The organism is Agrobacterium sp. 10T429, from assembly GCF_056393925.1.
Window position 1 is genome coordinate 285,059 of record NZ_JBFTGV010000002.1, and the last position, 21,516, is coordinate 306,574.

Sequence of the window (21,516 nt, forward strand, 5' to 3'; positions counted from 1 at the left end):
CGATGTCCCCGGCCGGTGGCGAGGGTGTTATGCTTCGGGAAATCCGTGTTTCAGGAAGATAACATAAGCTGTTGCCGCAATGCGGCAACAGCATGTTCAAAACTGCGTTAATACGCCTTCATCACACCGAAGGGTGCGATGCCTGCACGACGGCAAAGGCCGCCATGTTGACAACGCCGCGCGAGGTGACGCTGGGCGACAGGATATGGGCGGGAAGAGCCGTGCCAAGCAGGATGGGGCCGACATGCAGGCCCTCCGTCAGCGTGCGGGTGACGCCGAGCGTGATGTTTGCGGCATCGAGGTTCGGGAAGACCAGCAGGTTCGCTTCGCCGGTCAGCACGCTGTTGGGCATGGCGCGCTTGCGCAGCGCTTCCGAAAGTGCCGAGCCGCCCTGCATTTCGCCGTCCACTTCCAATTCGGGTGCCGCTGCCTGCACGATCTTCAGGGCGCGGCGCATCTTGCGGGCGCTTTCCGAATCGCGCGACCCGAAATTGGAGTGGCTGGCGAGCGCGATCTTCGGCGTGATGCCGAAGCGGCGGATTTCCTTTGCCGCGAGAATGGCCATTTCAGCCACTTCTTCGGAGGTCGGATCGTTGTTGACGAAGGTGTCGGTGAGGAACAGCGCGCCCTGCTGGGTGATGAGCAGGCTGAGGCCTGCGAAAGAGCGAACGCTTTCCTGCTTGCCGATGATCTGGTTCACGTCGCGCAGGTGCCGGTCGTAACGGCCTTCCAGACCGCAGATCAGCGCATCCGCCTCACCACGCTTCACCGACAGCGCGCCGATGACCGTGGAGTTGGTGCGCACGATGGTGCGGGCCGCCTCCGGGTTGATGCCAGCGCGGCCGACGAGGGCGAAATAATCATCGACGTAGTCGCGGTAACGCGGATCGTCTTCGGGATTGACCACCGCAAAATCGGTATTCGGGCGGATACGCAGGCCGAAGCGCTTCAGGCGCGTTTCGATGATCTGCGGGCGACCGATGAGGATCGGGATGCCGGTGCCTTCTTCCAGAAGCACCTGGGCGGCGCGCAGCACGCGCTCGTCTTCGCCTTCAGCAAAGATGATGCGCTTCTTTTCGGCAACCTTGGCGGCGTTGAAGACCGGTTTCATGATGAAGCCGGAACGCCAGACGAAGCGGTTCAGCTGGTCGAGATAGGCTTCGAAATCGCTGATCGGCCGGGCGGCGACGCCGCTTGCGGCGGCAGCACGGGCAACGGCCGGCGCGATGCGAAGGATGAGGCGCGGATCGAAAGGCGAGGGAATGAGGTAGTTCGGGCCGAAGATCGGCGTTTCGCCGCTATAGGCCTTGGCGGCGACTTCCGAGACTTCCTCGCGGGCAAGCTCGGCGATGGCCTGCACGGCGGCCATCTTCATTTCCTCGTTGATCGTGGTTGCGCCGCAATCCAGCGCGCCGCGGAAGATATAGGGGAAGCAGAGCACGTTGTTGACCTGGTTCGGGAAATCCGAACGGCCGGTGCAGATCATCGCATCCGGGCGGGCAGCGCGGGCCACTTCCGGCATGATTTCCGGATTGGGGTTGGCAAGCGCCAGGATCAGCGGATTTTCCGCCATGCGCTCCAGAAGTTCCGGCTTCAGCACGCCTGCCGCCGAAAGACCGAGGAAGACATCCGCGCCGTCGATCGAGTCGGCCAGAACCCGCTTGTCGGTCTTTTGCGCGTAAACTTCCTTCCACTCGTCCATCAGCGAGTTGCGTCCGTCATAAACGAGGCCCTCGATATCGTGGACCCAAATGTTTTCTTTCTTTGCGCCCATGGCGACAAGCAGATTGAGGCAGGCAAGGGCTGCCGCACCGGCGCCTGACGCAACGATCTTGACGCTCGAAAGCGATTTTCCGGCCAGTTCCAGCGCGTTGGTGACGGCGGCGGCGACGATGATCGCCGTGCCGTGCTGATCGTCGTGGAAGACCGGGATGTTCATCTTCTCGCGCAGCTGGCGCTCCACCTCGAAACATTCGGGCGCCTTGATGTCTTCAAGGTTGATGCCGCCGAAGGTGGGTTCCAGCGCTGCGATGGTGGAGACCATGTCGTTGATGCCGGGCGCATCGATCTCGATATCGAAAACGTCGATGCCGGCGAATTTCTTGAAGAGGACAGCCTTGCCCTCCATAACAGGCTTGGACGCAAGCGGGCCGATATTTCCAAGGCCAAGCACTGCCGTACCGTTGGAAATCACTGCAACGAGATTGGCGCGGGCGGTATATTCCGCTGCCATTTCCGGATTTTCATGGATGGCGAGGCAGGGGGCGGCGACACCCGGCGAGTAGGCAAGCGCCAGATCGCGCTGGTTGCCAAGGGGCTTGGTGGCCTGGATTTCCAGCTTGCCGGGGCGCGGGTAGCGGTGGAAAAAGAGCGCCTGTTCCTCGATGTCGGCCTTTGCCGTGTTGGCGGGCGTGTTGTTCTTATCGTGAGAGGTCATGTCTTCCACCGTCATGTCTGGTTCAATTCCGGCCCTCTGAATACAACAAACTTTCCCGTGGTACAGCCGTTATTTGCCGCCCCCTTATGCAAATGCGGGCATGGCTTATTCGCGTTTTCGTGATGCCATCAGTCATATTCCATACAAAAACCGGCCACTGTCATGTTGCTGCAACACGAGTCTGGTTCTGAGAGGGAAGAAAGCCGCAGGGACGCAACCGAACAAGGGGATTAAATCCGTGGCCGGTCAAATTGAAACCAGACAGTTCAGAACGCTTTTCATTTCGGATGTCCATCTCGGTTCCAAGGCGGCCAAGACGGATTTTTTGCTCGACTTCCTGAAACATCACGAGGCCGATACGATCATCCTGGTCGGTGACATCATCGACGGCTGGCGCCTGCGCCGCAGCTGGTACTGGCCGCAGGGCTGCAACGACGTGGTGCAGAAGTTGTTGCGCAAGGCCCGCAAGGGAACGCGCATCGTTTACATTCCCGGCAACCACGATGAATTTCTGCGCGAGTTTCCGGGCATGCATTTCGGCGGTATCGAAGTGGCCGAGCGCATGATCCACGAGGCGGCAGACGGCAAGAAATACCTCATCATCCATGGCGACGAGTTCGATGTGGTGGTGCGCAATGCCCGCCTTCTCGCCTATCTCGGAGACTGGGCCTATGACGCGGCGATTGCGATCAACATCGTCCTTGCTGCGGTGCGCCGCCGCATCGGCCTGCCTTACTGGTCGTTCTCGGCCTGGGCTAAATTGCAGGTCAAACACGCCGTCAACTTCATCGGCGAGTTCCAGCGCGTAGTGGCCGACGAGGCGCGCCGCAACAATGTGGATGGTGTGATCTGTGGCCATATCCACCACGCCGTGATGGAAGACATGGACGGCATCCGCTACATCAACACCGGCGACTGGGTGGAAAGCTGCACGGCGATTGCCGAAAATGCCGATGGCACTTTCGAGCTGATCACCTGGATGCAGACGAGCGATGTCCCTTCGCAGACATCGGACGAGATGGAGCCGGTGGATATTCCAGGTCTGATTGGCAAGCACGCGGCCTGATTGGGGTTTGTTCAACAGGCAGGCCGATCCCTAAGCGCGGGATGGTTCAGCTCTCTGTCGTCATCCTTGGGCTTGTCTCAAGGATCTGCAACCGATTGATTTCGCGCGACGTGGATAGATCCTCGGGACAAGCCCGAGGATGACGCCGAGTGTGAGGCAAGGCTGGTCATACAGTTTACGTGATACTGCAAAGACTATTGCGATGTGCGGCGTAGTGCTTTCACACGAAACCCGAACGACGGCTCTTATCCCCACAACGCCGGCTGCGGCGGATAAACCAGCGAACCCTCGTAAACGAGGCCCGGCTGCCGGTCCTGCCTGAGAATCAGCGGGCCGTCGAGATCGGAGAAGGCGGCTCCCTGGGCGGCCAGAACGGCGGGGGCCATGCCAAGCGAGGTGCCGAGCATGCAGCCGACCATGATGATGAAGCCTAGCCGCTCCGCCTCTGCCTTCATGACAAGTGCTTCCGTGAGACCGCCAGTCTTGTCCAGCTTGATGTTGATCGCATCGTAACGGTCGCGCAGGTCGGCGAGGTCCTTGGTGGAATGCACGCTTTCATCGGCGCAGATGGGGACCGGGTGGTCGATGCGGGCCAGGATGGCGTCCTTGCCGGCGGGAAGCGGCTGTTCGATGAGTGCGATGTTCAGTTCCGCTGCGAGTTTCAGATAATATTCGATATTATCGTCGTTCCAGCCCTCATTGGCGTCGATGATGATGCGCGCGTCAGGTGCTGCGGTGCGCACGGCCCGCAGGCGCGCCTCGTCATCCGCCGTTCCTGTCTTGATCTTCAGCAGCGGGCGGCCAGCGTTTTCCGCCGTTTTAGCCGCCATGGTCTCGGGGTCGGCAAGCGAGATGGTATAGGCGGTAACGAGCGGTTTTGCCGCGTGTCCGAGACTATGTTCGGCAGCACTTTTGCCACTCATCTTGGCTTCGAGGTCCCATAGTGCGCAATCCACTGCATTGCGGGCGGCGCCGGGTTTCATCACCTGCTGCAATTCATGCCGTGTCAGGCCGCTGGCAATCTGCTCAGCCATTGCTTCGATATCGGCGATAACGCCTTCGATGCTTTCGCCATAACGCGGGTAGGGCACACATTCACCTCTGCCGGTAAAGGAACCATCGCGGATGGTGCACGTTACGACATCCGCATGTGTGCGAGTGCCGCGTGAAATAGTGAAGCTGCCAGCAACGGCGAAACGTTCTGTTGTGGCTTGAAGGTAACGGGGCATGTTTTTTCACTTCCTGACAGGCGTTAAAAGACACATGACGCCAAATTTATCGCGAATTGTCGGCTGTCACTGTGGCTTGCCGAAGGCCAAACCGTTATGAAACCTTTAAGAATCTCGTGACGGCTGCACTCGCTCGGAGCATTATGCAAGAACAGGATATACGGCAACAGGCGAACCCGGCCGCAATCACCGAAGACGACGCCGTCTCCGGCGGCGGCCAGCGGTATGCCTTGAGCGGTTCCTGGCGTAACAGCAATCTTTCCGGCATTTTTGCACGCCTCGAAAACATCGAGAAAAGCGGCCCTGCCGGTCCGGTGGAGATCGATCTTTCCTCGGTGGAGGCAATCGACACGACCGGCGCCTGGGTCATCCGGCGATTGCGCGAAGATATGGAAGCGAAGGGCGTTACCGTCACGCTTACCGGAAACGAGCGAATCGAGGATCTGATCGGCCAATTGCCGGATAAAGCGGCGATGGAGGGTGAGCCTGCCGCCAAGGTGGGACTTGCCGAACGCTTCTTCTCGCCGATCGGACAAGCTGTCGTCCAGAATGGTGCGGATTTCCTCGCGGGCATGTATATTCTGGGTTCTGCCGTGCGCGGCGCGCAGATGAAGCTCGGGCGCGGCCGTGGCGTCTCGCCGGCGGCCATCGTCAACCAGATCGACCATATGGGCGTGCGCGCCGTGCCGATCATCATGCTGATGTCGTTTTTGATCGGCGCCATCATCGCCCAGCAGGGCGCCTTCCAGCTGCGGTATTTCGGCGCGGAAGTTTTCGTCGTCGATCTCGTCGGCATTCTGCAATTGCGAGAAATCGGCGTGCTTCTGACCGCGATCATGATCGCCGGTCGCTCCGGCAGTGCGATCACGGCGGAAATCGGCTCGATGAAGATGCGCGAGGAAATCGACGCGCTGAAGGTGATCGGTCTCAACCCCGTTGGCGTGCTGGTGTTTCCGCGTCTCGTGGCGCTGACAATCGCACTGCCGCTTCTGACCATCCTTGCCAATTTCGCCGCACTTTTCGGCGCCGCCATCGTCACACTTCTCTATTCCGGCATCACCTTCGAAGTGTTTCTGTCGCGTCTGCATGGCGCGGTTGAGGAATCGACCATCGCCGCCGGCATGATCAAGGCGCCGTTCATGGCGCTGATCATCGGCATCGTTGCGGCGGTTGAGGGTATGAAGGTCGGCGGTTCGGCGGAATCGCTCGGCAAACACGTCACGTCGTCGGTGGTCAAATCGATCTTCGTCGTCATTCTGGTGGATGGCCTTTTTGCCATCTTCTACGCAGCCATCGATTTTTAAGGAGGGCGCGTTGGAAACTTTGGACCAGAAGCCGCAAGAGACAAAAACTGCTAAGGACGGCCGTGAGACGGTTCTTTCCGTCGAGGGTGTGACTGTCGGTTTCAACGGCAGGAACGTGCTTGAGAATCTCGATCTGGATGTCTATCGCGGTGAAATCCTTGGCTTCATCGGCCCATCCGGCGCGGGTAAATCCGTCCTGATGCGTGCGATCTTGAGGCTTTTGCCACGCCAGGCGGGTGCAATCCGCATTCTCGGCACCGATTACGACAAGGCCAGCGAAGACGACCGCATGATGCTAGACCAGCGGCTCGGCGTGCTGTTCCAGCAGGGGGCGCTGTTTTCCGGCCTGACGGTGAAAGAAAACATCCAGCTGCCGATGCGGGAATATCTGGACCTGCCGAAAAAGCTGATGGACGAGCTTGCCTATCTCAAGATCGAGATGGTGGGCCTGAAGCCCGATGCGGGTGACAAATACCCGTCGGAGCTTTCCGGCGGCATGATCAAGCGTGCGGCGCTTGCGCGCGCGCTGTCGCTCGATCCCGACCTTGTCTTCCTCGATGAGCCGACATCCGGCCTCGATCCCATCGGGGCGGCGGAATTTGATATGCTGATCGCGCGCTTGCGCGATTCGCTCGGTTTGACCGTGTATATGGTGACGCACGACCTCGACAGCCTGTTCTCCGTCTGCGACCGCATTGCGGTGCTAGGGCAGAAGAAGGTGCTGGTGGAAGGGACCTTGCAGGACATGTTTGCCTGTGACGACCCCTGGGTGCAGTCCTATTTCCGTGGCAAACGGGCGCGCTCTGTCGTTCTTCCGGACGACAGACACGAAAATCCGGTGGAGTAACAAGAAGCATGGAAACCAAGGCGAACTACACCATAGTCGGAATTTTCACGCTGATCGTGATCGCCGCCGCATTCGGCTTCGTTTACTGGATGGCAGAATTCGGCCGGGGTGGACCGACGGCGCAGCTCGTGGTGCGTATTCCCGGCTCGGCAAACGGCCTTTCCGTCGGCTCTCCGGTACGCTTCAACGGCATTCCTGTCGGCACGGTGCGCGGTCTTGCGATCGACCGCGACGATCCGGCCTATTCCATCGCCTTTACTGAAGTGCAGGCGGACGCGCCGGTTTTCCCCTCCACCCGCGCCGTGCTTGAAATTCAGGGCCTGACGGGCGCTGCCTATATCGAGCTCTCCGGCGGCAACAAGGATGGTGAGCGCATTCTGCAGAAATCCGTCGAAAGCGGCGTTCCCGCCGAGCTGACGGCCGATCTTTCCAGCGTCACCAACCTTCTTGCCACCGCCGACAAGATCCTGAAACGCGCCGATGGCGCCATCGGCGAATTGCAGGGCTTCGTGCAGGATGCCCGCGGGCCGCTGACGCAGACGGTGCGTAACGCCGAGAAATTCTCCGATGCGCTGGCCGCAAATTCCGATGGTATCAAGAGTTTCATCGCCAGCCTCAGTTCGCTTTCCACCACCGTTCAATCGGTCTCGGTACGCCTGGACGGCACACTGACTGCTGTCGAAGATCTGGTGAAGGCGGTGGATGCCGGCAAGATCGATTCCATCCTGTCTAATGTCGACAAGGTGACGAAGGACGTCGCTTCCGCTTCGAGCGATATTCAGGGCATCATGGAAACGGTGCAGAGCACGGCGCGCAACTTCGAGGCGGCGAGCATGGAAGTGCAGACGGTGGTGAAGCGCGCGGATGAGCTTTTGGCGTCGGTCGATCCCGCAAAGGTCAGCACCGTGGTGGGTGATGTTTCCGCAGCGACTGCCGATGCGCGTGATGCCGTGGCGAACTTCAAGCGAATTGCCGACGATGTCGGTGCGCGCCGGGCCGATATCGACCAGGCGGTCTCCGATTTCACCGACATGGGCCGCAAGCTGAACCTTGCCTCAAGCCGTGTCGATGGCATTCTTGCCAAGGTGGACGGGATGCTTGGAACCGACGATGCCAATTCGCTGTTTGCAAAGGCGCGCGAGACTTTGACCTCGTTCAAGGCCGTAGCCGACAATCTCAATGCCCGAATCGGGCCGATTGCAGACAATCTAACGCGCTTCTCCAGTTCGGGCCTGAAGGATTTCCAGGCGCTTATCGGCAGCACGCGGCAGACGGTCGACAATCTCAACAATGCGATCACCAATATCGACCGCGATCCGCAGCGGTTGATTTTCGGCGGCGAAACCGTGAAACAATATGACGGCAGAACAAGGCGCTAAAAGGGGTATGGGCCAATGACACGATTGATGAACGGCCATAAGCGCCGTGCCCTGCTTTTGGCTCCGCTGCTTGCGGTTGCGATGGCGGGCTGTGCGGGAACCCCATCGAACGATACGTTCGACCTTTCCGTCTCTTCGGCGACTGTAACGCAGGGGCCGTCGCTCAAAGGCCGGCAATTGCTGATCGCCGATCCGACGGCGCTGAAAGCGCTTGATAGCGAAAACATCGTGGTGCGCCTTTCCGGCTCGGAAGTGCAATATCTCGGCAATTCGCAATGGAGCGACCGCCTGCCGCGCATGGTGCAATCCAAGCTGGTGCAAGCATTCGAGGATACCGGCAAGCTCGGTGGCGTCGGCCGGCCGGGGCAGGGGCTGGCGATCGATTACCAGGTGGTCAGCGATATTCGCACCTTCGAAATCGATACGGCAAAAAACACCGCCGATATCGAGATTTCGGTGAAGCTCTTGAACGATCGCAACGGCACGGTAAAGGCGCAGGAAGTATTCCGCGCCAGCGCACGCGTCAGCGGTTCCGGAAATGCCAATTTCGTCAAAGCGCTCGACCAGGCTTTCGCCGCCGCCACCCGCGAAATCGTGGCCTGGACGCTGAAGTCGCTCTAAGTCTGACGACGGTCATTTCCGCTACAAGAGATTGCTCTATGTTGCGGGCGAGGCCTGTTGGTGACGGCGTTGCATTCAATGTTTCCGATCCGCGGGTCCGTCATGCGATTTCTGGTGTTGCTTTGCCTTTCCCTTGTTTCCGCCATGTGCGGAACGGGCACCGTTCTGGCAGCCGGTCTTCGGTTGATCGAGATTCCCTCGGCAGGCGGCAAGCCTTCCATGAGGGCGGCGGTGTGGTCGCCCTGCGCGGCGACTCCGGTGGAGACCCGCATCGGCCCCTTCGCTCTGCAAGCGGTGCGTGATTGCCCTGTTGTCGATGGGCAATATCCGCTCGTCATCATCTCCCACGGTTTCGGCGGTACGTATTTCAGCCATCGGGATACCGCGGCGGCGCTGGCGGATACCGGCTTCATCGTCGCGGCGATCAATCATCCCGGCGATAACGCCATTGACATGAAGCGGGCAGGCGATCTTTCCGCGCTGACCGAACGACCGGCCGATATCGTCCGCCTGCTCGACCATATGCTGGCGAACTGGAACGATGCCCGTTTTATCGATGCTGGAAGGATCGGGGTGTTCGGATTTTCACGCGGTGGTTATACGGCGCTGGTACTTGCCGGCGGCGTTCCGGATTTTCCAAATACCGGATTGCCGTGCCCTGATGGGCAGGCGGCGGTGTGTGCTCAGATGCTGGAAAGGTCTGCTTCGCCTGAGGACCGGGTCTACGATGCGCGGGTGAAGGCTGTGGTTGTTGCAGACCCCCTCAACGCCTTTCCAGGGCGGGCCGATCTGCGAGATATCAAAATCCCCGTTCAGCTCTGGAGTTCAGAGCGCGGCGGCGACGGTGTGGCGCCGGAGGATATTTTAGGGCTGCGCGACGACCTACCGGCAAAACCGGACTATCAGACGGTGAAAGGGGCAGGGCATTTTTCGTTCATAACACCTTGCCCCGCCGAGATGGAAAAAGCCCTGGCCGAGATATGCGGCGATATTCCGGGGTTTGACCGGGCGGAGTTTCATCGTCGACTGAACAGCGAAGTCATCCGCTTTTTCACGGCTTCGCTACCCTGACGCACACGCCGGTGCCGCCGTCGATCAGACGGCGTCCTGCGACCGCCATTCCGGCAGCGGGAAAAGCCGGTCGTAGCCCCAGTTGAAGACGAAGGCATAGACTACGTAGAATAGCGCAAATGAAATATCCATCACCAGCGCCTGGGCAAGGCTGATGCTGAGATACCAGGCGATGAAGGGCATCAGCACGATCAGCAGACCCAGTTCGAACAGCAGGGCATGGGCGACGCGGATAGCGGGCGTCTTCAGCGTCGTGCCTTTCAGGCGCTGCATGGCATGGTCGAAGCCGAGATTGTAAAGATAGTTCCAGGCGGTGGCGAGCGTGGCGCTGACCAGACCGACAATGCCGATATCTTCCATGGGCATGTGAAATACGAATGCACCCAGCGGCACGACCAGCAGAAGGCCGATGATTTCGAAGCTGAGAGCGTGGCGGATACGATCGGGCAGGGAACGCAATTTATTCTCCGGTATGTGACCGGGCCGTCCCGCATGCTGTCGCCATAATGGCCGAGGTCGTCCTCTCGCAAAGCCATATAGCGGTTTCGGGCAAAATTTCAAGCCTTGGGTCATGGTTGGGTTTGGGAGCGCTCTTCTCAGCGGGAGCGGGATGAGGCGGCGAGGCCGGAGCTATGCGGCGAGACTTCGCCTTCATGCGACTATTCGTGCCACCGTATCACCGGCGTGGAGACGAAGCACGCGGCGGTGCCTTATCTTTTCAATTGTCCGCCGTTTCGCCGCTGCGGAACAAGACCGCTGTTTTTTCGTTATCGCTCATGGAAGGAGGCGTGCCATGCAGCATAATTCTCCAGATGGACGAACGATAAAGGCCGCCAACGCGGCACAGGCCACAACTTACAAGCCTAGCCTCATTTCCCTGAAGGGAAGTTATGTGGCGATGATATTCCGTAGGCCGCTTTGCCAAAATCCGCTGGATCTGCGGAAAAAATAAAGCGGCACGCCTGACCCATTGCCCCATGGCCCACCGATGACGACTGCCGCAATGACAGAGAGCTTTAGATGTCTCTAAAGTGTGATTTTCAATCCGGACCGTCTCCCCTTAGATTGGGAGATCGCCACGAAAGCGAAGGGAGAATGACATGAAATCAGTTCTCATTATCGCCGCTGTACTTGGTTTTTCCGCCAGTGCAGCGTTGGCGGAGTGCGCAGGTCATGAAAAGATCAACGCTTCCGTTCCTGCTGTCGACCGTGAATTCAAAACTGCAAGCATCGTTCCGCCGACGGATCCGGTGGACAAGCCCATCGTCATACTGAAAAAGACCGATCGCCTTCCGGCGGCAACGGTTGCGACGACTGGCGAACCCGAAGCCGCAATGCAACGCATGCAATAAGACAAGACAATGATCGTTTCATTCTGAAAATCCCGTGTGTGAGGTAATCCGCACGGGATTTGCTTTTTGCCATCTAGCTGTCGAGTTTCAGCGACAATTGCTTCGGGCCTTCATTCTTTTTCAGCACGTAGAGCGGCCGGGCGATGATGACTTCCGTTCGCCGCTGCAATTCCCGTCGCCTTTCAAGCGCGCGCTCGCGCATATCGCGGGAGCGGGCGACCACGGACAGGGCATTTTCTATGGTTGCGTCTGCTGCGTTCATCGCTGACCTCCATAATGTTCACTTTATGTTCTCATTATCGGTCACTTATGTCAACACTGTGGCAGCGATACTCAAAGGGCAGCTAAAATGCACTGGAGATGGTCTGTGACGGGGACACTACGGGCTGCGTTGAGGGGGGTAGGGCTCTGCCTGGAGCGTTTTCTCCCCTCGCGCTTGCGACGGAGCATCGAAGGCCCGTGCGGGCGCGACGGGGGATACTCCGGCCTGCTCAATCAATTTTCGGGATGCTTTGGCAATCATGCCGGGTGCTGATCAGCTCCGGCGGGCGGGAGGCTGTCAGGACAGGGGGCGTTGATCGGGTACGGTGACGCCTGGAAGCAGGTCACTCAGATGTTCACTGGCGATCGCGACGATGGCAAGCGCGGCCTGCTGGCGGTTCCAGCCAGCGTCTTCCGCTTTTTCGATCAGCCCTTGAATGGAGGGCTCCAGCGCGAACTGGCACTCGGCCTGATAGTCCATGGTATCGATAGAAAGCGATGGAGAATTAATTGCGGCCCGCATCGTTTGGTCTCCCTGTTTTCCGCCATGCACGTCGTTAAGCGACGCGCAAATCGGAAACATGCACATTCAGAGGCCTATGATATCGGGCAGGCCCGTATATCAATGGCAGCGAATCCCCCAGCAGGCGGGACGTTAACGGCAAGTCTCGATGGCTGTCAACGAACGTCCGGTAGTGACGGCGCCGTCTTACCTATTTCAGAGCCTTCCGTTCCGGAAAGGTTTTCGTCTCCAGACCAGCAATGCCATGACATAAAGCGCAAAAAGCACGAACCATGTGACTGGCAGCACCATGAAAAGCGCCGCATAGGCACAACTTCCCTCGAAACAGGAACCGAGAAATCCGGAATCGGCAAGCGTCCCCGACAATAGAAACGCACATACGCCGCTTCCGACTGCGCCGAGGGCGAAAAGCAATATGTTGACGATCAATCTCATCACGACAATCATAGGCATGATTAAGACCGCTTTGCGGAGCGGGTGGCACTGCCGCGCTGATATTTCGTTGTTTCAGTAGATGTGTTGCAAAACCGGCGTTGCGGGAGCGGCTGATTTTTTTGAAGGCCGCTTGTTGGTGCAGGCCCCGCCATGATCGGGCAGGGCCATTATTGCCGGATTCTTACTCGGTGATGGTATACTCGCCGAGTTCGCACAGGTTCTGCGTATCCTCGAGGTCTTCCAGCTCATCGCCCTGGAATTCGAAACGCATGTCGTATTTGCACACGCGGCGGCCATCGGCGATGGTGATCTCCATCGTTTCGCCCGGACCAAGCGCCTTCTTTCCGAAAACGTCGTCTTCCCAGTCATCGACGCCGACCGGCGAGGTGTAGAAGGCATTGAGAACGGAGTTCGTTCCGTTCTTCAGCGAAAAGACGAGGTCGTCCGCCTGCGCTGCACCCGCAACCGTCAACGTAGCCCCGAAAAATACCGCCGTTACCCATTTTGATTTCATGATATCCCCCTTTTGCGCCATCGTTCTGGCTGGGCAATGCATACAACCAAACCAGTGGCTTGCAATGCAAACTGCGGGTTTTGGTTAAATTGCGAAGGGTTCGTTATGGGTAAATTTTCGAGATATCCAGTATATTTTAAATATTACAAATATATATAAATAAATATTTCGAATTTTTGCCTTTATTTGTAATTTTATTTTTATGAAACAAATATATTATTTTTCTATTTTGAAACTATTTTATTATTTTAAATTGTTTTTTCATTTATTTTGAGTTTTATTTTGATTTATTTATGATTTTTCTGTGTGTGTCGTGGACTTTATTATTTTGTATATATCGATTGCTGAATCAGAGAAGAGTTTTTACTGACAAAAATATTCTTTCAAAAAATGACGTTAATTGGTGGATGGGCCAGGCTGATCGCTTTCCGACAGAGGATAATGGATTTGATCAAGCGTTCGTTTTTATTCTTCTGCGGCCTCAAGCTGCCGGCTATCGTGGCACTGGCCACCCTGTACGCGGGTTTTCTGACGCAGGCTTTGGGCCAGTCGCGGGTCTGCAACGATCCTGCTCCGGTCAGCAACCTCAAAGAAATGTTCGATGCGATTTACGCATGCTGGGTGCCGCCGGAAGACACGGAGGGGCTTGTCGTGACGCTGCAGTTCATTCTGCATAAGGATGGGCAGATAAGGGGTAAAGTGGTCGTCACAGCCGCGCGCCCGCAGGAAGACAGTCCAAGACGGCAAGCCTTTATCGATTCCGCCATCGACGCGGTGAAGCGGGCAACGCCTGTTCCTTTTACCGAGGAATTCGCAAGCCGTATTGCCGGGCGGCCCTTGGGGCCACGTTTTATCGGGACAAAAATCATACCCGAAACGAAGTTGTAGGTTTTCTTGAGAGTTAGGTCCGCTGTCGCGGCCGCATGTTCAGGCTCGCCGAATGCGAACTATTTTTTCAGTGCCCGGCGCCGAAGGCGATGCTTTAACTTAGCACCGCAACGTCTTGTCATTTTTGAAGAATTTGGTGGGTGATGTAGGGCTCGAACCTACGACCCGCTGATTAAGAGTCAGCTGCTCTACCAACTGAGCTAATCACCCGACCGACACCGTGTGGCGGTGTGAGGGGGGCTATAAAGGGGAAGTTTCGGCTTGTCCAGCGCGGAAATGAAATTTCTTCGATTTTTGTGACGAAAAAATTTCAGTCGCGCTGGAAAAGGCTGGAAATCCGGGATTTTACGGATTTTTTCCTTTTGCTATCCTCGCCGGAAGGCTCTGCCGATAACGATGAGGATGCAGGCGCCGATGAAGCCGGCGATGAGATAACCGATCCATCCGGTCAAAACGATTCCGAATACCGAGAGAATGGCGTTGGCGACGATGGCGCCGACGATTCCAAGTAGGATGTTCATGAAAACACCCATATTGCTTTTCATGAATTGTTCGGCGAGCCACCCGGCGACACCACCGATGATGATAGCTGCGATCCAGCCAATACCAGCAGATTCCATGATTTCCTCCCATGATTGCTGCACTATTGAAGGTGATGATTCTCCGGGTGAAAAGCAAGGTAAACTCCCGAAAACCTCGCTTTTTGCGGGTGGATTTCCGCGCGGCAGGCGATAAATAGCCTGATGCTGGGTGAAGATATGAAAGGCATGGATGTGCGGTTGATGTTTGGCGGAATGATTGACGGTAGGCGGATGTTCGGCGGGCCTTTATCCGGCCGGCGGCGAAAGGCCGCCATGGCTGCGATAATGGTCGCGGTATTCTCCCTCCTTGGCAGCTTTCTGTCGTCCGTAACCTTGGCGTCGGCGCAGGATGCGCCAGCGGCCGCACCAGTCGCTATCCAGGCTTCCATCGTCGAGCAGGCGCGCACGGATCTGGAAAAGTGGAAGGCCGACATTTCGGCAATCGCCAAACAGGTGGAGGCGGGCGGCAGCGATGACGTGCAGCTGGTGGACCTGAAGGGACGCGCCGATACCATTGCAGCCGATGCTGCCGCCGCCAACACCAAGCTGCGGACCCGCCTGGACCAGATAAAGACGCGTCTCGACGCGCTTGGCGCTGCCCCGGCGGAAGGACAGCCACCCGAAGCGAGCATGGTGACGGAGGAGCGCTCCCGGCTGACGGCGGAGCGTGCCGAGGTGAATGCCATTGCCGGCGAGGTGGAGAGCACTGCCACCAACGCCGCGCAGATTTCCAACAACATAACGGCAGTTCGCCGGGCGCTTTTTGCCGCGACCCTGTTCAAGCGCACCGAAGTCTCTTCCCAGACGCTGGGCGACGCCTCTTCCGCCTTCGTGAGCGAGCTGACCAATCTCAACAACGCCTTCAGCAGCTGGGCGGGTTTCGTCTGGAACTACAAACGCCTGCCGATGTTCGGGGCGGTGATGCTGTCGATCATGGCGGCGCTGCTGTTTCTGGTGGGCGGTTATCGCTTTTTCGGCAGCCGCATGGAAAGGCGGGCCTTTACCGGCGAGCCTTCCTATCTGCGGCGGCTTTCGGTGGCCTTCTGGTCAACCATGGTGCAGTCGCTGTCGCTTTTCCTCTTTCTGGTGACCTCGGCGTTTTTCCTCGATAATTTCAACGTGCTTCGTTCCGATATCGCGCCGATCCTGTTCGGGGCCATGGCAGTTACGGGCTTCGTCTATTTTGTGTCGCGGCTGAGCTACGCTATCTTTGCGCCGACGCAGCCGGAATGGCGTCTGTTGCAGGTTTCCAATCGCGGAGCGCACACGCTGTCCTCCGCCGTGCTTTTGATGGCGCTCGTCAACGGTCTCGATTATCTGTTCGGCACGATCAGCGAGACGCTCTATTCGCCGCTGATCGTCACCGTTGCCAAAAGCTTCATTGCCTCCATCATCATTGGCATCATCCTGCTCACCGTGTCGTTCCTGCGCCCGGTGATCGGTGAGGGGCAGGACTACGAGACCGGCAACCAGCGCCTGCCGCGCTGGCTGGTCATTCTGCTCAGGGTCGGCGGGCTTGTTCTCATCGGTGCCTGCCTGACGGGTTATGTGGGGCTGGCGCGGTTCCTTGCCACGCAGATCGTCGCCACCGGTGCGGTGCTCGCAACAATGTATATCGGCATTCTTTCGGGCAAGGCGATTTCGCGACAGGGCGCCTTTTCCGAATCCCTGGCCGGTCGTTATCTCGGGCGGCGCTACGGTCTCGGCCCGGTTGCGCTGGATCAGGCCGGTCTTGCGGCGGGGCTCGGCATCTATGTCATCGCACTCGCCTTCGGCGTGCCGCTCATCCTGTTTTCCTGGGGGTTCCAGCCGGGCGATATCGAAAGCTGGGCCTATCGTCTGCTGACCGGCATCACTGTCGGCAATGCCTCCATCTCGCTGATCGGCCTGTTCGGCGGCGTCCTTGTGTTTGCCATAGGCTACATCATCACACGCTGGTTCCAGAAGTGGCTGGACAACAACGTCATGGCGCGCGGGCAGGTGGATGCGGGCGTGCGCAACTCGGTCAAGACCGGTATCGGTTATCTCGGCATCGCGGTTGCGGCCATTTTCGGCGTCTCTTCCGCCGGTCTTAACCTCTCCAGCCTGGCGCTGGTGGCGTCTGCCCTTTCGGTCGGTATCGGTTTCGGCCTTCAGAACATCGTCTCGAACTTCGTCTCCGGCCTCATCCTGCTGGTCGAGCGTCCCTTCAAGGTGGGTGACTGGGTGGTGACAGGCACGACGGAAGGCACCGTCAAGCGGCTTTCGGTGCGCGCGACCGAGATTGAAACCTTCCGCGGCCAGTCGATCATCGTACCGAACTCGGAATTCATCAATTCCTCGGTCGGCAACTGGACACACCGCAACCGTATCATGCGAGCGGAAATTCCCGTCTCCGTTGCCTATGAATCCGATCCGCAGCAGGTGATGGATATTCTGCTGGAACTGGTGCGCACCCAGCCGCCCGTACTGCGCAACCCCGAACCGCACGTGGAATTCCTTCGTTTCGGCGACTTCTCGCTGGATTTCGAATTGCGTTTCCACCTCGCCGATCTTTCGAATGGGCTTGGCGTGAAAAACGCGCTGAGGATCGCAATCCTGAAACGCTTCCGCGAAGAGGGGATCGCCATCCCGTTCCCGCAGCGTAACCTCAACATCCACGTGGAAGGTGATGCAAATCCGCAAATGCTGGCGGCGCTGCTTTCGGAAGAGGGTGACAAGGCGGTGGCGGCGCATACTGGCGCGGCGGCGCCTGCCGCGGCAACTGCACCGGAAAAGGATCCGGGCAAGGCGGGTGACAAAACCGTGGTGGAGCCGAAGGCGACGTTGAAGGCGGCCGGCAAGGACAGTTAATCTGCGGCTACCGCGGCTGCGGCGACGCAGCCGATACGGGCATTGACGGGCGCGGGGAGTTATCCTCGCGCCCGATTTGCATTGTGGCGGATGAGACGCCGGGGGGAAACAAACGCGACGTCCAGAAGACTGTGGATGGTGCGGACGTTGCCGCGACCACAGGCCCGCAGGGCCAGCAGCCGGCGGCCGAAAACATGGCCGGCAATGACAACACCATTCGCAGCACGAACAGTTCCGGCCTCTTTTCCGATAGCCAGTTTGCGAGGCCGCTCGTCATAGGCTTCAACAGCGTTTCCATCGGTATGCGCAACAGCACGCCCGCATGGCTGGACGCCGCGGCAAAAGCTGCCGCTGGCAAGGACGTAAAAGACCGCGCCAAGATTTGTGCATCTTCGCAGGTGGTTGCGAAATGAGACTGGCTATTTTTCTCTTCGGTATGTTTTTTCCGTTTCTGGCAAATGCGCAGGATATGTGCGCCACCGTCGTCTTCAAAAGGCGACTGTGGTTTGAAACCCGCCTCCAGCGACGGCATTTTCTCCCCTGTCGCAGCACCCTATGGCCATGTCGCAATCAGGCGGCTGAACGGCCGCCGGGCGCTTCATATTCCATCCCATCGATTTGGCAGCACGACAGGCAATGCCGGCGCTTTTTAGGGGTTCTGTAAATGAAGACACATGCACGGGCGGTGGTGATCGGTGGCGGCGTCGTCGGCGTTTCGACGCTTTATCATCTTGCCAAGAAGGGCTGGAGCGACAGCGTCCTTATCGAGCGCAAGGAACTGACCTCCGGTTCCACCTGGCACGCAGCCGGTCTTTTGCCGCTGTTCAACATGAGCTACTCGGTCGGCCAGATCCACAAGTATTCGGTGAAGTTCTACGAGGAGCTTCAGGAAGAGACCGGCATGAATGTCGGTTTCTCCAAGGTCTCGAACATTCGTCTCGCCCGCACCAAGGATCGCTGGGACGAATATATGTATTATGCCGGCATTGCCGAGACCATCGGTGTGCGGGTCAACATGCTGACGCCGGAGCAGGTTAAGGAAATCTGGCCGCTTTGCGAGACGGACGGCCTGCTGGGCGCCATCCAGCACCCCGATGATGGTTATATCCAGCCCGCCGACCTGACGCAGGCGCTGGCGAAGGGCGCGCGCGACCGTGGCGCCACCATCTATCGCAACACCACCGTCACCGCCATCGAGCAGCTGGAAGACGGTCACTGGAAGGTGACGACGGATAAGGGCGAGATCATCGCCGAACATATCATTTCCTGCACCGGCTCCTTTGCCCGCAAGACCGGCGAGATGGTCGGCATCAATATTCCGGTCATCCCGGTTGAGCACCAATATATCGTCACCGAGCCGCACCCGGCCATTCTGGAGCGCCGCCGTCAGGGTCTGCCGGAAATGGGCGTTCTGCGTGAATCGGATTCGGCCTGGTACATGCGCGAGGAGGCCGGCGGTCTGATCCTCGGCCCTTACGAAGTCGGCGCTCCGGTCTGTTATGTCGACGGTCCCTCTGACGATAGCGAATATGAGCTGTTCCAGGAGGAACTCGACCGCCTTATGCCGCATATCGAAACGGCGATGGTGCGCGTTCCGGCTTTCGGTGAAGTCGGTATCAAGAAGGTCTATAACGGCGCTATCGCCTATACGCCTGATGGCAACCCGATCGTCGGTCCGGCACCGGGCCTGAAGAATTTCTGGCTGAATGAAGGCCACTCGTTCGGCATCACCGCTGCCGGTGGTGCTGGCTGGCAGCTTGCCGAATGGATCGTCGATGGTGAGCCGACACTCGATCTGATGGGTGTCGATCCGCGCCGCTTCGGCCCTCACGCTACGGAAGGTTACCTCATTGCCAAGAATGAGGAAGCCTATGCCAACGTCTTCACCATGCATTACCCTGATGAAGAACGTTCCGCTGCCCGTCCGCTGAAGACGACGCCGGTTTACGACCGTCTGAAGAAGCTTGGCGGCGTGTTCGGTTCCGTTTACGGCTGGGAACGTGCCAACTGGTATGCGCCGGAAGGTTATGCGCTGCGCGAAGAGGACCTCGGCGTCGGTGCGGATGTCATCACCAGCCACAACTATGCGCCGCCACTGGATGATGGCCGTATCGTTGAGAAGTGGTCGTTCCGCCGCTCGAACTATTTCGAACATGTCGGCAACGAGGTGAAGAACGTCACCCAGAATGTCGGCGTGCTTGACATGTCGGCCTTCGCCAAGATGGAAGTCTCCGGTCCAGGCGCGCGCGCCTGGCTGGACAGCATTCTCGCCAATATCGTGCCGAAGAAGCGCGGCCGTATTGCGCTGACGCACCTTCTGACGCCGAATGGCGGCGTGAAGGTGGAGTTCACCGTCTATGAATGGGCACCGGGCCGGTTCTATCTGGTGTCCGCCGGTGGTCTTGAGGCGCACGATCATGACGTGCTCCAGCGGCTTGCGCCCACCGACGGTTCCGTCGTGCTGCAGCCCATCACCCAGAAATACGGCGTGCTGGTGCTTGCCGGTCCGAAGTCGCGCGATCTCCTGAAGAAGCTGACCCGTACCAGCCTCGAGAACAAGGATTTCCCGTGGCTGACGGCGAAGCAGATCTCCGTGGGTGTGGCGACGGCGCATGCGCTGCGCGTCAACTTCGTCGGTGAACTGGGCTGGGAGTTGCACCATCCTATCGAAATGCAGAACTACATCTTCGACCGGCTGATGGAAGCGGGCGCCGAATTTGGCATCAAGCCATTCGGTATTCGTGCGATGGTGTCGATGTCGCTTGAAAAGTCGTATCGCAACATGGGCCGCGAGCTTTCGGTCGAATATAACGCCTATGAATCCGGTCTCGACCGTTTCCTGCGTCCGGAGAAAAACTTCATCGGCCGCGACGCGCTGGTGGCATACAAGGAAGCCGGCTTGAAATCGGTATTCTCGACGCTGACCGTTTCGGGCAATACGGATGTCGATGCCCGTGGTTCTGAAGCTATCTTCGATGCAGATGGCGCACTTGCCGGCCGTGTGACGAGCGGCGGCTTTGGCTGGCGTATCGGAAAATCGATTGCGCTTGCCATGCTGAAACCCGAATATGCCACGATTGGCACAAAGCTGAAAATCCGCATTCTTGGCACGCTTTATGACGCCGAGGTGGTGGAAGAAAGCCCCTTCGATACGGAAAACGCGCTGCTGCGCGCCTGAGGGATTTTCCTGGAAGCATTCGAAACACGGCCCTCCCTCGGGGGCCGTGTTTTCTTTTGGGTAAGCATGTATGCCGACTATTTTCGGGCAAAAGTGTTATTAATCATTCTGAAAAATACGCCTGCTAATTTCCCGTGAAAGACGACGGGGGACTGGGACAAAATGAATTTTCTGGGCATCACGGGCATGCAATATTCGGGTGTGCCATTTACCAATTGCCGCATTTTGCTTGCGGAAGATACCAATGTGTTCACCCAGATGGTGAGCATGCGCCTGAAAGAATTGCTGGGCGTTTCCGTGGAGGTGTGCCGCAACTTCGAGGAGTTGCAGGCGTGCTACGAACACTCGGCCGAACCCGTGACGCTTGCGATTTCCAACATCAATCTTCCGGGGGCGGAAAATGGCGAGGCGCTGGAATATCTGATCGATCTTTCGATCCCGACCATCGTTTTCACCAGCACGTTCCATGAGGCGACCCGCGAAACGCTGATCGCCAAGAATGTGGTCGACTACATTCTGAAAGACAATATCTTTGCCGTGGACATGCTGACGGAATCCATCTGTCGGTTCCTCACCAACCACCGCCACCATGTGCTGATCGTGGATGACAGCCCAACGGCGCGGGCGCTGCTTTCCAGCCGCCTCAAGCGTTATAATTTCCGCGTCAGCCTTGCCGATAGCGGTGCGAAGGCGCTCGAAATCCTGAAGGCCAATCCCGATATCGGGCTGGTGGTGACCGACTACAATATGCCCGATATTGACGGTTTCGAACTGACACGGCGCATCCGCACCGTACGCGGTTCGCACGAGTTGCGCATCATCGGCGTTTCCTCTTCCACCAACCGGCTTTTGTCGGCGCGGTTCCTGAAGGCGGGTGGCAACGATTTCATGCTGCGGCCCTTCATCGACGAGGAATTTTATTGCCGCGTCAACCAGAACCTCGACACGCTGGTGCAGATACAGCTGGCCAAGGCTGGCGTGAGACCGGCGGCCTGACC

Annotated in this window: 20 protein-coding genes and 1 tRNA gene; 12 read left to right on the forward strand and 9 right to left on the reverse strand. The window is 58.2% G+C overall.

The genetic code is table 11. The annotated features are described in order from the left end of the window. Window positions 1-121: 121 nt before the first annotated feature. Window positions 122-2,437, reverse strand: a complete 2,316-nt coding sequence (locus AC1DCP_RS06390; RefSeq protein ID WP_003515491.1) for an NADP-dependent malic enzyme — start codon at window positions 2,435-2,437, stop codon at window positions 122-124. Between the two features lie 229 nt (window positions 2,438-2,666). Here AC1DCP_RS06390 and AC1DCP_RS06395 point away from each other — a divergent pair, with 229 nt between their 5' ends. Continuing rightward, window positions 2,667-3,503 (forward strand): UDP-2,3-diacylglucosamine diphosphatase, encoded by an 837-nt coding sequence (locus AC1DCP_RS06395; RefSeq protein WP_025593573.1) that lies wholly within the window; start codon window positions 2,667-2,669, stop codon window positions 3,501-3,503. Between the two features lie 245 nt (window positions 3,504-3,748). On the opposite strand, the gene dgcA is transcribed toward AC1DCP_RS06395, so the two are convergent. Beyond that, window positions 3,749-4,732, reverse strand: a complete 984-nt coding sequence (gene dgcA, locus AC1DCP_RS06400; protein WP_065687322.1) for an N-acetyl-D-Glu racemase DgcA — start codon at window positions 4,730-4,732, stop codon at window positions 3,749-3,751. 143 nt (window positions 4,733-4,875) lie between these two features. On the opposite strand from dgcA, the gene AC1DCP_RS06405 reads away from it, so the two are divergent. From AC1DCP_RS06405 to AC1DCP_RS06425, 5 genes are all read left to right on the forward strand, one after another. Then, window positions 4,876-6,036, forward strand: coding sequence for an ABC transporter permease (locus AC1DCP_RS06405; protein ID WP_003515483.1), 1,161 nt, complete (start codon window positions 4,876-4,878; stop codon window positions 6,034-6,036). Window positions 6,037-6,046: 10 nt separating this feature from the next. Next, window positions 6,047-6,883 carry an ABC transporter ATP-binding protein gene (locus AC1DCP_RS06410; protein WP_003515481.1) on the forward strand — a complete coding sequence of 279 codons (837 nt, stop codon included), beginning with the start codon at window positions 6,047-6,049 and terminating at the stop codon, window positions 6,881-6,883. 8 nt (window positions 6,884-6,891) lie between these two features. Continuing rightward, window positions 6,892-8,262 (forward strand): MCE family protein, encoded by a 1,371-nt coding sequence (locus tag AC1DCP_RS06415; RefSeq protein WP_065687323.1) that lies wholly within the window; start codon window positions 6,892-6,894, stop codon window positions 8,260-8,262. A gap of 15 nt (window positions 8,263-8,277) precedes the next feature. Further along, window positions 8,278-8,883, forward strand: coding sequence for an ABC-type transport auxiliary lipoprotein family protein (locus AC1DCP_RS06420; RefSeq protein WP_019566194.1), 606 nt, complete (start codon window positions 8,278-8,280; stop codon window positions 8,881-8,883). Between the two features lie 102 nt (window positions 8,884-8,985). Then, window positions 8,986-9,954, forward strand: coding sequence for an alpha/beta hydrolase family protein (locus tag AC1DCP_RS06425; RefSeq protein WP_025593568.1), 969 nt, complete (start codon window positions 8,986-8,988; stop codon window positions 9,952-9,954). Between the two features lie 24 nt (window positions 9,955-9,978). Here AC1DCP_RS06425 and AC1DCP_RS06430 read toward each other — a convergent pair whose 3' ends face one another. After that, window positions 9,979-10,413 (reverse strand): PACE efflux transporter, encoded by a 435-nt coding sequence (locus AC1DCP_RS06430; protein WP_003515473.1) that lies wholly within the window; start codon window positions 10,411-10,413, stop codon window positions 9,979-9,981. A 641-nt stretch (window positions 10,414-11,054) separates the two neighbouring features. Between AC1DCP_RS06430 and AC1DCP_RS06435 the strand changes: the two genes are divergently transcribed. Next, the gene (locus AC1DCP_RS06435; protein ID WP_003515471.1) at window positions 11,055-11,306 is read left to right on the forward strand and encodes a hypothetical protein; all 252 of its coding nucleotides are present in this window, start codon (window positions 11,055-11,057) and stop codon (window positions 11,304-11,306) included. A gap of 73 nt (window positions 11,307-11,379) precedes the next feature. Here the strand turns inward: AC1DCP_RS06435 and AC1DCP_RS06440 are convergent, their stop codons facing one another. The 4 genes from AC1DCP_RS06440 to AC1DCP_RS06455 all read right to left on the reverse strand — a co-directional run bounded on the left by AC1DCP_RS06440 (window position 11,380) and on the right by AC1DCP_RS06455 (window position 13,039). Continuing rightward, window positions 11,380-11,568: a hypothetical protein gene (locus AC1DCP_RS06440; RefSeq protein ID WP_003515469.1), complete on the reverse strand. Its 189-nt coding sequence runs from the start codon at window positions 11,566-11,568 to the stop codon at window positions 11,380-11,382. A 297-nt stretch (window positions 11,569-11,865) separates the two neighbouring features. Further along, a complete protein-coding gene (locus tag AC1DCP_RS06445; protein ID WP_065687324.1) occupies window positions 11,866-12,090 on the reverse strand; it encodes a hypothetical protein in 225 nt (74 codons plus the stop codon). Window positions 12,091-12,285: 195 nt separating this feature from the next. Beyond that, complete coding sequence (locus AC1DCP_RS06450) at window positions 12,286-12,537, reverse strand: hypothetical protein (RefSeq protein WP_003515464.1); 252 nt, start codon at window positions 12,535-12,537, stop codon at window positions 12,286-12,288. Between the two features lie 169 nt (window positions 12,538-12,706). Further along, window positions 12,707-13,039, reverse strand: coding sequence for a hypothetical protein (locus AC1DCP_RS06455; protein WP_025593566.1), 333 nt, complete (start codon window positions 13,037-13,039; stop codon window positions 12,707-12,709). 441 nt (window positions 13,040-13,480) lie between these two features. On the opposite strand from AC1DCP_RS06455, the gene AC1DCP_RS06460 reads away from it, so the two are divergent. Next, entirely contained in the window at window positions 13,481-13,927 is a 447-nt protein-coding gene (locus AC1DCP_RS06460; RefSeq protein ID WP_065687325.1) for a hypothetical protein, read from the forward strand. 134 nt (window positions 13,928-14,061) lie between these two features. On the opposite strand, the gene AC1DCP_RS06465 is transcribed toward AC1DCP_RS06460, so the two are convergent. Together AC1DCP_RS06465 and AC1DCP_RS06470 are read right to left on the reverse strand one after the other, a co-directional pair. Then, window positions 14,062-14,137, reverse strand: a tRNA-Lys gene (locus tag AC1DCP_RS06465). A 155-nt stretch (window positions 14,138-14,292) separates the two neighbouring features. Next, complete coding sequence (locus tag AC1DCP_RS06470; RefSeq protein ID WP_003515453.1) at window positions 14,293-14,547, reverse strand: GlsB/YeaQ/YmgE family stress response membrane protein; 255 nt, start codon at window positions 14,545-14,547, stop codon at window positions 14,293-14,295. A gap of 123 nt (window positions 14,548-14,670) precedes the next feature. On the opposite strand from AC1DCP_RS06470, the gene AC1DCP_RS06475 reads away from it, so the two are divergent. The 4 genes from AC1DCP_RS06475 (at window position 14,671) to AC1DCP_RS06490 (ending at window position 21,514) form a co-directional block, all read left to right on the forward strand. Further along, window positions 14,671-17,340 carry a mechanosensitive ion channel family protein gene (locus AC1DCP_RS06475; RefSeq protein WP_065687326.1) on the forward strand — a complete coding sequence of 890 codons (2,670 nt, stop codon included), beginning with the start codon at window positions 14,671-14,673 and terminating at the stop codon, window positions 17,338-17,340. An 83-nt stretch (window positions 17,341-17,423) separates the two neighbouring features. Continuing rightward, complete coding sequence (locus AC1DCP_RS06480) at window positions 17,424-17,753, forward strand: hypothetical protein (protein ID WP_236736186.1); 330 nt, start codon at window positions 17,424-17,426, stop codon at window positions 17,751-17,753. A 251-nt stretch (window positions 17,754-18,004) separates the two neighbouring features. Next, window positions 18,005-20,518 carry a GcvT family protein gene (locus AC1DCP_RS06485; protein WP_003515448.1) on the forward strand — a complete coding sequence of 838 codons (2,514 nt, stop codon included), beginning with the start codon at window positions 18,005-18,007 and terminating at the stop codon, window positions 20,516-20,518. Window positions 20,519-20,680: 162 nt separating this feature from the next. Continuing rightward, window positions 20,681-21,514, forward strand: coding sequence for a response regulator (locus AC1DCP_RS06490; protein ID WP_003515447.1), 834 nt, complete (start codon window positions 20,681-20,683; stop codon window positions 21,512-21,514). Window positions 21,515-21,516: the final 2 nt, after the last annotated feature.

Coding starts and splice junctions, on each gene's coding strand:
- AC1DCP_RS06455 (WP_025593566.1), bottom strand. CDS start 13,039: ATGAAATCAAAATGGGTAACGGCGGTATTTTTCGGGGCTACGTTGACG.
- AC1DCP_RS06460 (WP_065687325.1), top strand. CDS start 13,481: ATGGATTTGATCAAGCGTTCGTTTTTATTCTTCTGCGGCCTCAAGCTG.
- AC1DCP_RS06490 (WP_003515447.1), top strand. CDS start 20,681: ATGAATTTTCTGGGCATCACGGGCATGCAATATTCGGGTGTGCCATTT.
- AC1DCP_RS06435 (WP_003515471.1), top strand. CDS start 11,055: ATGAAATCAGTTCTCATTATCGCCGCTGTACTTGGTTTTTCCGCCAGT.
- AC1DCP_RS06485 (WP_003515448.1), top strand. CDS start 18,005: ATGAAGACACATGCACGGGCGGTGGTGATCGGTGGCGGCGTCGTCGGC.
- AC1DCP_RS06470 (WP_003515453.1), bottom strand. CDS start 14,547: ATGGAATCTGCTGGTATTGGCTGGATCGCAGCTATCATCATCGGTGGT.
- AC1DCP_RS06475 (WP_065687326.1), top strand. CDS start 14,671: ATGCTGGGTGAAGATATGAAAGGCATGGATGTGCGGTTGATGTTTGGC.
- AC1DCP_RS06390 (WP_003515491.1), bottom strand. CDS start 2,437: ATGACCTCTCACGATAAGAACAACACGCCCGCCAACACGGCAAAGGCC.
- AC1DCP_RS06450 (WP_003515464.1), bottom strand. CDS start 12,537: ATGATTGTCGTGATGAGATTGATCGTCAACATATTGCTTTTCGCCCTC.
- dgcA (WP_065687322.1), bottom strand. CDS start 4,732: ATGCCCCGTTACCTTCAAGCCACAACAGAACGTTTCGCCGTTGCTGGC.
- AC1DCP_RS06440 (WP_003515469.1), bottom strand. CDS start 11,568: ATGAACGCAGCAGACGCAACCATAGAAAATGCCCTGTCCGTGGTCGCC.
- AC1DCP_RS06420 (WP_019566194.1), top strand. CDS start 8,278: ATGACACGATTGATGAACGGCCATAAGCGCCGTGCCCTGCTTTTGGCT.
- AC1DCP_RS06445 (WP_065687324.1), bottom strand. CDS start 12,090: ATGCGGGCCGCAATTAATTCTCCATCGCTTTCTATCGATACCATGGAC.
- AC1DCP_RS06425 (WP_025593568.1), top strand. CDS start 8,986: ATGCGATTTCTGGTGTTGCTTTGCCTTTCCCTTGTTTCCGCCATGTGC.
- AC1DCP_RS06405 (WP_003515483.1), top strand. CDS start 4,876: ATGCAAGAACAGGATATACGGCAACAGGCGAACCCGGCCGCAATCACC.
- AC1DCP_RS06415 (WP_065687323.1), top strand. CDS start 6,892: ATGGAAACCAAGGCGAACTACACCATAGTCGGAATTTTCACGCTGATC.